The organism is Dapis purpurea BLCC-M126 (genome assembly GCF_050015975.1).
GTDB lineage: Bacteria > Cyanobacteriota > Cyanobacteriia > Cyanobacteriales > Microcoleaceae > Trichodesmium.
Map to the genome: position 1 here is coordinate 1 of NZ_JBNHER010000049.1, position 1,996 is coordinate 1,996.

Consider the following 1,996-nt stretch of genomic DNA (forward strand, 5'->3'; position numbering starts at 1 on the left):
TTGTATTATCCAAGTGTGGGAGTTCAATGCTCCCACTTCTGACTTCAGTTATTCTCGCCTATCTTATTTAGTATTAAAATAAACCATAGTAAAAATGGTGTCTACAAAGTTTGGTTTGATTTTGATTACTACTTGTTTGGAAATGAAGATACCAAAAATAAGAAGACAGAAGAGCGGACAATTTCGTATTGTAAATACTGGTAGTGCATCAGTAAAGTGTGGGAATGATAATATGAACATTGTCCCTAAATAGTTCGTATATTAACTACATTTGTTAATTAAGTTATAAAACCTAAATTAGACCGAAAACCTAAAATCAATTTCAGTATCAAGAAACGCTCCGTTTTGGCGTAATATCATGTCCGGTTGAACAGTTATAAATAAACTACTCAGGAGTCAGAATCCAGGAGGGAAGAAATAAGAAAAGAAGGAGAAAGTTTTTTGATCACTAATTATCCGGACATGATATAAAACTAGAGTAACTGTAATTAAGTGCTAAGTTCTCTGTGATCAAAAATAGTTGAGTCTTACACAATATTAGACTTACTTTTTGTCCAATAATAATACAATCCAACTAACTAGGAAATATAAATAGCTGCCATGAGATTATCAGCAGGTGATATAGCAATTGTCGGCTTCAACTTCGACAACCCTGACGAATTTGCCTTTACATCATTAGTAGATATTGGTGCAGGTACAAAAATCAATTTTACCGATAACGGTTGGCGAGCCGATGGTTCCTTTAGACCTACTGAAGGAACTTTTACTTGGACCGCATCCACAGATATTGCTGCGGGAACAATAATTAATCCTACTCTCAGTAATATTTTATTCTCGGCTGCTGGCGACCAAATTATTGCTTATCAAGGAGATAGTAGCAGCCCAAACTTTCTTTATGCTCTCAATAGTGAAGGTAATCCTGGAATATGGCAGTCTGACTCAACCAGCTCTAATACATCTGCCCTGCCAACAGGTTTAGTCAATGGTGAAACAGCAGTAGCTATAAACGAATTTGACAATGCCATTTATACAGGTATCACTTCTGGTACCCAAGCAGAATTACTGGCAGCCATCAGCGATAGCTCTAATTGGTTTGGAAGTAATAGTCCCAGACAGACAATGCCAACAAACCCTTTCACAGTAATTAGTGAAGATATTGATTCTCCAGTCTCTACACCTGAACCAACTGCTATTTTTAGTTTATTAGCTTTGGGTGTTGCGGTTCTTAGTGGTGCTTTAAAACAAAGACAATATAAATAAACATTTGATCAAATAATAGGAGTATTCTATGTAGCATCCCTAATATGATGATTTTCTTCATTTTGGCGTAAAACTAGGTGACTGTAATTAGAGAGACTGTGCCAAAACGGGAAAATTGTATATTGTGCATTTTTTTCCACGTCCAGAGGATGCAGCAGAATTTTTGTGATAACTTATGCACGTTTTTACTATTTATCCAGGATTGCACTGATAATAAAAATATAGCAATCTTGACTCGAAAAAGTTTTAGCCCCTAAGTCTATAGGGGCTATTTTTTTCTGTTTTCTGTTTTTCATATTAGACTTTCTCTACCCTCATTCCTTCATAATTAAGATCATTGAAATTGTCATATTTTTCCTCAAGCTTCTTATTCAAAATGCCGTAAATATCAAGTTTTCTAAGTTTTCCCTCAGCTTCTAATACTTCCACAAAATCCTCAACAAAAATATCATCTCCAGAACGGAAGTCGGCAGAGAAAGTGATTTTATATTTCATCTAAAACTCTAGTTGTGGTTGTTGCAAGTTGTCGTCATATATCATTAAGGTCTTGAGATCTGTATGACGACTAAAACTTTGAGCTTTTCTAATATTGCCTCCATTTCTCTCCAGAACTGCCGTAATGGCAGAATCTGACCCCTGAGTGCTAATCAATGTGTCAGAAAATTCACGTCCACCCACAACAAAAAGTTAATTGTGTCAGAAAATTCACGTCCATCCACAATAAAAAGTTAATTGT

The 1,996-nt window shown here is 35.5% G+C and carries 3 protein-coding genes; 1 reads left to right on the forward strand and 2 read right to left on the reverse strand.

The features are described from left to right. The first annotated feature begins 600 nt into the window (after positions 1–600). Complete coding sequence (locus ACP6PL_RS04925; protein WP_426543152.1) at positions 601–1,260, forward strand: hypothetical protein; 660 nt, start codon at positions 601–603, stop codon at positions 1,258–1,260. Positions 1,261–1,557: 297 nt separating this feature from the next. Here the strand turns inward: ACP6PL_RS04925 and ACP6PL_RS04930 are convergent, their stop codons facing one another. Next, on the reverse strand, positions 1,558–1,755 hold the full coding sequence (locus tag ACP6PL_RS04930; RefSeq protein ID WP_426543154.1) for a hypothetical protein: 198 nt from the start codon (positions 1,753–1,755) through the stop codon (positions 1,558–1,560). Continuing rightward, positions 1,756–1,938 (reverse strand): site-specific integrase, encoded by a 183-nt coding sequence (locus ACP6PL_RS04935; RefSeq protein WP_426543156.1) that lies wholly within the window; start codon positions 1,936–1,938, stop codon positions 1,756–1,758. It abuts the gene before it with no gap. Positions 1,939–1,996 lie beyond the last annotated feature (58 nt).